Below are 6,393 nucleotides of genomic sequence, written 5' to 3' on the forward strand. Positions count from 1 at the left end.
GCGGGGACACGGCCGGCGTGCCGGCAGCGTCACCGCCAGCGGCCGATCTCGACGTTCTCCAGGACGCCGAGCGCGTCCGGTACCAGGACCGCGGCCGAGTAGTAGGCCGTGACCAGGTATTTGATGATGGCTTGTTCGTTGATCCCCATGAAGCGGACCGACAGGCTCGGCTCGATCTCGTCGGGGATGCCGGAGGCACGCAGACCGATGACACCCTGGTCGGCCTCGCCGGTACGCAGGGCGATGATGGACGTCGTACGGGCATCCGAGACCGGGATCTTGTTGCACGGGAAGATCGGCACACCGCGCCAGGTCGGGATGCGGTTGCCGGCCATGTCGATGGTCTCGGGGACCAGCCCGCGCTTGTTGAGTTCGCGGCCGAACGCGGCGATGGCGCGCGGGTGGGCGAGGAGCATCTTGGTACCGCGGCGCCTGCTGAGCAGCTCGTCCAGGTCGTCCGGCCCGGGCACGCCGTCGTGCGGCTGGATCCGCTGGTCGTACTCGCAGTTGTGCAGGAGACCGAAGTCGCGGTTGTTGATGAGCTCGTGCTCCTGGCGCTCCTTCAGCGCCTCGACCGTCAGCCGGATCTGCTGCTCGGTCTGGTTCATGGGCTGGTTGTAGAGGTCGGCCACGCGCGTGTGGATGCGCAGCACGGTCTGGGCGACGCTCAGTTCGTACTCACGGGGCCGGGCCTCGTAGTCGACGAAGGTGTGCGGGATGTCCGGCTCGCCGGAGTGGCCGGAGGAGAGGTCGATCTCCTTCTCGCCGTACTTGTTGGAGCGCTGCGAGGGGATGGAGCGGCGCTGCTGGAGGTGTTCGCGCAGGGTGTCCGAGCGCTCCGCGATCTGCTCGAACTCCTGGCGGGGCAGCACGAGTACGGTGCACGCGGTGAGGGCGCGGGCGGTGTACTCCCAGATCGCGTCCTCGTTCAGCAGCGCGTCGTCGCCGAAGTAGGCGCCGTCGGCGAGGACGCCGAGGGACTCGTCCTCCCCGTACGGCCCCGTACCGACCTTCTCCACCCGGCCGTGCGCCAGGAGGTACACCTCGTCGGACGGGCTGCCGAACGAGGCGATGACGTCGCCCGCCGGGATCTCCCGCTGCTCGCAGCGGCGGGCGATCTCGAAGAGCACCTCCTCGTCCTCGTAGGACCGCAGCGCCGGCAGCTCGCCCAGTTCGGCGGGGATGATCTCGACGCGGTCGCCGGTCTTCACGAACGTCAGCCGGCCGTCGCCCACGGCGAACGTCAGCCGCCGGTTCACCCGGTACGTACCACCCTGGATGTCGACCCACGGCAGCATCCGCAGCAGCCAGCGGGAGCTGATCTCCTGCATCTGTGGCACGGACTTGGTCGTGGTGGCCAGGTTCCGCGCGGCCGCCGTGCCGAGACTCTGCTGCGGCTTGGTCTGCTCCGTGCGGACCTCTTCGCCTACCGACATAGAGAACTGCCCTCCCGGTTGTGGCCGACGCCCATACGCCCCGGGCATCGATGTGCACGAGCAAGCCTTCCTCACTCAACGTCGCGGTGCTATTACACGAAAGAGCGGGAATGGATCTTTGCGCCGCTGGGCAGAGGGGGCCCCGTCACGGCGTTCGAAGTCGCCCGCGTCCGGGACAGGTCGGGGGGCCCTGCCCGGGAGCCACGCGTCAGTCCCGAAGCCCCCTGCCCCACCCTCCCGGGTGACAATGGCCCGGTGACCAGCCCCGACATCCCCGTACACACCGCGCTGCACCCCCGGCTCCCCTCGCCATTGCAGGAGGTCGTGGACGGCCGGTTCGAGCCCCGGGGCGTGCGGCTGTTGCTGAAGCGGGACGATCTGATCCATCCGGAGCTGATCGGCAACAAGTGGCGCAAGCTCGCGCCGAACCTGACGGCGGCGGCCGGCCGGACCGTCGTCACCTTCGGCGGAGCCTGGTCCAACCATCTGCGCGCCACGGCCGCGGCCTGCCGGCTGCTCGGCGTCCCCACGGTCGGTGTCGTTCGCGGTGACGAATTGGCCGCCAGGCCTCTCAACCCCTCGCTGGCCCGCTGCACGGCCGACGGCATGCGGCTGCACTTCGTCGACAGGGCGACGTACCGCCGCAAGTCCGAGCCGCCCGTCCTGGCCGGCATCCTGCGCGCGGCGGACGCGGAGGAGGCCTACGTCGTCCCCGAGGGCGGCAGCAACGCCGAGGCGGTGCGGGGCTGCCGGGCGCTCGGCGCCGAGCTGCGCGGGCGAGCCGAGGCCGTCGCCGTGGCCTGCGGCACCGGCGGCACACTGGCGGGGCTGGCCGCCGGCCTCGCTCCCGGCCAGCGCGCGCTGGGCGTGCCGGTGCTCAGAGGCGGTTTCCTGACCGCCGAGACGGAAGCCCTCCAGCGTGACGCCTTCGGTGGCCGGCGCGGCACCTGGAGCCTGGACGACCGTTTCCATTGCGGCGGCTACGCGCGCGTGCCCGCCGAGCTGGAGGCCTTCGCGGCGGACTTCGAGCAGCGGCACGGCCTGCCCGTCGAACGGCTCTACGTCGCCAAGCTGCTGTACGGGCTGGTCACCCTGGCCGGTGAGGGCGCCTTCCCGCGCGGGACGGCGGTGGCGGCGGTGATCACCGGCCGTCCTTTTCCCTGAGACGTCGGCCCGTCGCCGTCCTTGAGACGTCGGCCCGTCACCGTCCCTGAGACGTCGGCCCGCCCCCGTCCTTGAGACGTCGGCCCGTCGTCACGCCGCCTCCCGGAAGGCTGCGGCCTCCTCCAGGTCCAGTCTGCGCAGCAGGGTCCGCAGCATCTCGTCGTCGATGTAGCGGGCGTCCCGGAGCTTGACGAACACCTCGCGTTCGGCGCTGATCATCTCGCGCGCCAGCCGTCGGTAGGTGTCGTCGACGGACTCCCCGGTGATCGGGTTGGCCTGCCCGAGCCGCTCCCAGACGGCGTTGCGGCGGCGCTCCAGGACGATGCGCAGCCGGTCGGCGAGCGGGGCGGGCAGGGTGTTGCGCTCGTCGGCGAGGAGCTCCTCCAGGCGCCGTTCGGCGGCCCGGGAGGCCTGCGCCTGGGCGTTGGCCTCGGCGAGCGTCTCGGTCTGCGTGTCGCGCCCGGGGAACTTGAGCAGCCGGATCAGCGGGGGCAGCGTCAAGCCCTGCACCACCAGGGTCCCGATGACCGTCGTGAACGTCAGGAAGAGGATGAGGTTGCGCTGCGGGAACGGCTCCCCACCGTCGTGCAGGGTGAGCGGGATCGAGAAGGCGATGGCCAGCGAGACCACGCCCCGCATCCCGGCCCACGCGATGACGAACGGCCCCTTCCAGCTCGGATTCTGCTCCCGTTCCCGCACCCGGGCCGACAGCAGCCGGGGCAGGAAGGTGGCCGGGTACACCCAGACGAACCGGGCCGCGACGACGACCAGGAAGACGGCGACCGCGTACCAGGCCGCTTCGACGCCCTCGTACTCCCCGAGGTCCTTGAGAACCACCGGGAGCTGGAGGCCGATCAGCGCGAACACCGCCGACTCCAGGACGAAGGCGACCATCTTCCAGACCGCCTCTTCCTGCAGACGCGTGGCGAAATCGACCTCCCACGCGCGGTGCCCCAGGTAGAGCGCCACGACCACGACCGCGAGGACACCGGAGGCGTGCACCTGCTCGGCGACGGCGTACGCGACGAAGGGGATCAGCAGGGACAGTGTGTTCTGCAGCAGCGCCTCCTTCACGTGCGTGCGCAGCCAGTGGATCGGTGCCATCAGCAGCAGACCCACCACGACGCCGCCGATCGCCGCGAGCAGGAACTCGCCGATGCCCCCGGCCCAGGTCGCGCCCTCGCCGACGGCGGCGGCCAGGGCCACCCGGTAGGCGGTGATCGCGGTCGCGTCGTTCAGCAGGGACTCGCCCTGGAGGATCGTCGTGATCCGTGACGGCAGCCCCACCCGCCGGGCCACCGCCGTCGCCGCGACCGCGTCGGGCGGCGCCACCACCGCGCCGAAGACCAGGGCCGCGGTCAGCGGCATGTCCGGCACGATCACGTAGAGGGCCCAGCCGACCACGAAGGTCGCGAACAGCACGTACCCGACGGACAGCATGGCGACCGGCCGCAGCTGCGCCCGCAGGTCGAGGTAGGAGCTCTCGGTGGCGGCCGTGTGCAGCAGCGGGGGCAGGATGAGCGGCAGCACGATGTGCGGGTCGAGCGTGTAGTCGGGCACCCCGGGGACATAGCTCACCGCCAGCCCCACGGCCACCAGCAGCAGCGGCGCCGGTACCGGGGTACGCCGCGCCGCCGCGGCGATCGCGGCACTGCCCGCCACGAGCAGCAGCAGTGGCATCACGTCCATCGTTCTCGCCCGCCCTCGTTTTTCGACGCGGTCTTCCGCCCGACCGTCGTAACCTGGCAATCATGAAACAGTGCACGCACGCCGAGGCGCTGCCGCACCCCGAACCCGGCCCGCTCAGCGAGACGTGTCCGGAGTGCTTGGCGGAGGGCATGGATCCGGTGCAACTACGGCTGTGCCTCAGCTGCGGTCACGTCGGCTGCTGCGACTCCTCGCCGGGACGGCACGCGGCGGAGCATCATAAGGAGTCCGGTCACCCCGTGATGCGGACCCACGAGCCCGGAGAGACCTGGCGTTGGTGCTTCGTCGACCATGTCCTGGTGTGACGCGACGGGACCCCGGCGCCGGACGGTTCGACCGTCTGACGTCTGGGTACGTCAACCCGGCGCGCGCTCTTCCCATTTGGGCCCGCCCAACCCCTAGACACGGAGCGTATCCACAGGTTTACTGTGAGTGACGACAAGGGGTTGGGGTCCCGGGGACAGGACCGTCAAGAGCGCGATAGCGTCACCGCTGAACCACGTATCGCGTTACCCCCGGGGGGCGACCCTCGGCCCTGAAACGCTTGTACCACCATGGAGGTGAGGGTGTCCCAGATCGCAGGCGAGCCCGCGACCCAGGACTTCGTGGAAGTCCGGCTGCCGGCCGCGGGTGCCTACCTGTCGGTGCTGCGTACGGCCACGGCCGGTCTCGCGGCCCGTTTGGACTTCACCCTCGACGAGATCGAGGACTTGCGCATCGCGGTGGACGAGGCCTGCGCGATCCTGCTTCAGCAGGCCGTGCCCGGCTCGGTGCTCAGCTGTGTCTTCCGCCTCGTCGACGACTCACTCGAGGTCACCGTCTCGGCACCCACCACGGATGGCCATGCCCCGTCGCGGGACACCTTCGCCTGGACGGTCCTGTCCGCTCTCGCGGGCAAGGTCTCCTCTGCCGTGGACAAGGACAAAACCGTTTCGATCAGCCTCTACAAACAGCGCGGCGCGGGACCCGGGCCGGCGTGAGGAGCGAGGACGGGCCGGTGCGGGACGAAGAGCGCGGCACACGAGAGCTGCCGGCCGGGGGCACGGGCACGAGCGGCCCGAGCGGCGCCCGGCGCATGGCGGACGGCATCGACGGCATCCCCGAGCAGGCCCGCCCGCACCCCGAGGACGACTCCACGGAGGCCGTCCTCCCGGGCGGCGGGCGGCCGGACCGGGACGGCGCCGTGCGGAGCGCGCCTCCGGGCGCGGGGGTCGCCGCATCCCCGGCCCAGGGGGGTCCCCCCACTCGCGAGGAGTCGAGAGTGGCGGAGGAGGCGAGGGCTCGGGGAGAGGCGACGGGCGGGACGATGAGCGAGCACGAGCGAGACTCCGAGGATCAGGCACCGCGCACACACCACACATCAGGTGCGCAGCACGGCTCGCCGGACCGCAGCGGCGCGCGCGAGATGTTCCTCAAGCTGCGCACCCTGAGCAGCGGCAGCCCCGAATACGCGGAGCTGCGCAACCAGCTGGTCCGGATGCATCTGCCGCTGGTGGAGCATCTCGCCCGCCGCTTCCGCAACCGCGGTGAGCCGCTGGACGACCTCACCCAGGTCGCCACCATCGGCCTCATCAAGTCGGTCGACCGGTTCGACCCGGACCGCGGCGTGGAGTTCTCGACGTACGCGACCCCGACGGTCGTCGGCGAGATCAAGCGGCATTTCCGCGACAAGGGCTGGGCGGTGCGCGTCCCGCGCCGGTTGCAGGAGCTGCGCCTGGCGCTGACCACGGCCACGGCCGAGCTCTCGCAGCTGCACGGCCGCTCCCCCACGGTCCACGAGCTCGCCGAGAAGCTGGCTATCTCGGAGGAGGAGGTCCTGGAGGGCCTGGAGTCCGCCAACGCGTACTCCACGCTGTCCCTGGACGTTCCCGACACCGACGACGAGTCCCCGGCGGTCGCGGACACCCTCGGCGCCGAGGACGAGGCCTTGGAGGGCGTGGAGTACCGGGAGTCCCTCAAGCCTCTGCTGGAGGATCTTCCGCCGCGCGAGAAGCGGATTCTGCTGCTGCGGTTCTTCGGCAACATGACCCAGTCGCAGATCGCGCAGGAGGTCGGCATCTCGCAGATGCACGTCTCCCGGCTGCTG

6 protein-coding genes are annotated in these 6,393 nt (G+C 71.0%); 4 read left to right on the top strand and 2 right to left on the bottom strand.

Annotated elements, in window-relative coordinates; all coding sequences use genetic code 11:
* Nucleotides 1-29 precede the first annotated feature (29 nt).
* On the bottom strand, nt 30-1,436 hold the full coding sequence (locus tag GTY56_RS26650; RefSeq protein WP_161367855.1) for a family 2B encapsulin nanocompartment shell protein: 1,407 nt from the start codon (nt 1,434-1,436) through the stop codon (nt 30-32).
* A 255-nt stretch (nt 1,437-1,691) separates the two neighbouring features.
* Here GTY56_RS26650 and GTY56_RS26655 point away from each other — a divergent pair, with 255 nt between their 5' ends.
* Nucleotides 1,692-2,600 (top strand): pyridoxal-phosphate dependent enzyme, encoded by a 909-nt coding sequence (locus GTY56_RS26655; RefSeq protein WP_161367856.1) that lies wholly within the window; start codon nt 1,692-1,694, stop codon nt 2,598-2,600.
* 90 nt (nt 2,601-2,690) lie between these two features.
* Here the strand turns inward: GTY56_RS26655 and GTY56_RS26660 are convergent, their stop codons facing one another.
* Nucleotides 2,691-4,289 (bottom strand): Na+/H+ antiporter, encoded by a 1,599-nt coding sequence (locus tag GTY56_RS26660; protein WP_161367857.1) that lies wholly within the window; start codon nt 4,287-4,289, stop codon nt 2,691-2,693.
* Between the two features lie 62 nt (nt 4,290-4,351).
* Here GTY56_RS26660 and GTY56_RS26665 point away from each other — a divergent pair, with 62 nt between their 5' ends.
* The 3 genes from GTY56_RS26665 to GTY56_RS26675 form a co-directional block, all read left to right on the top strand.
* Nucleotides 4,352-4,612, top strand: coding sequence for a UBP-type zinc finger domain-containing protein (locus GTY56_RS26665; protein ID WP_079129131.1), 261 nt, complete (start codon nt 4,352-4,354; stop codon nt 4,610-4,612).
* Nucleotides 4,613-4,873: 261 nt separating this feature from the next.
* Nucleotides 4,874-5,287 (top strand): ATP-binding protein, encoded by a 414-nt coding sequence (locus GTY56_RS26670; protein ID WP_003992877.1) that lies wholly within the window; start codon nt 4,874-4,876, stop codon nt 5,285-5,287.
* Between the two features lie 17 nt (nt 5,288-5,304).
* Nucleotides 5,305-6,393: SigB/SigF/SigG family RNA polymerase sigma factor (locus tag GTY56_RS26675; RefSeq protein WP_161367859.1), on the top strand; the 1,089-nt coding region annotated here is incomplete at its 3' end.

Origin of the sequence: Streptomyces sp. SID5643 (assembly GCF_009872555.1) — a bacterium.
In the GTDB taxonomy this organism is placed as follows: domain Bacteria; phylum Actinomycetota; class Actinomycetes; order Streptomycetales; family Streptomycetaceae; genus Streptomyces; species Streptomyces iakyrus.

Bases quoted from the DNA above. Each gene is read 5' to 3' on its own strand.
- GTY56_RS26650 (WP_161367855.1), bottom strand. From the start codon at position 1,436: ATGTCGGTAGGCGAAGAGGTCCGCACGGAGCAGACCAAGCCGCAGCAG.
- GTY56_RS26660 (WP_161367857.1), bottom strand. From the start codon at position 4,289: ATGGACGTGATGCCACTGCTGCTGCTCGTGGCGGGCAGTGCCGCGATC.
- GTY56_RS26665 (WP_079129131.1), top strand. From the start codon at position 4,352: ATGAAACAGTGCACGCACGCCGAGGCGCTGCCGCACCCCGAACCCGGC.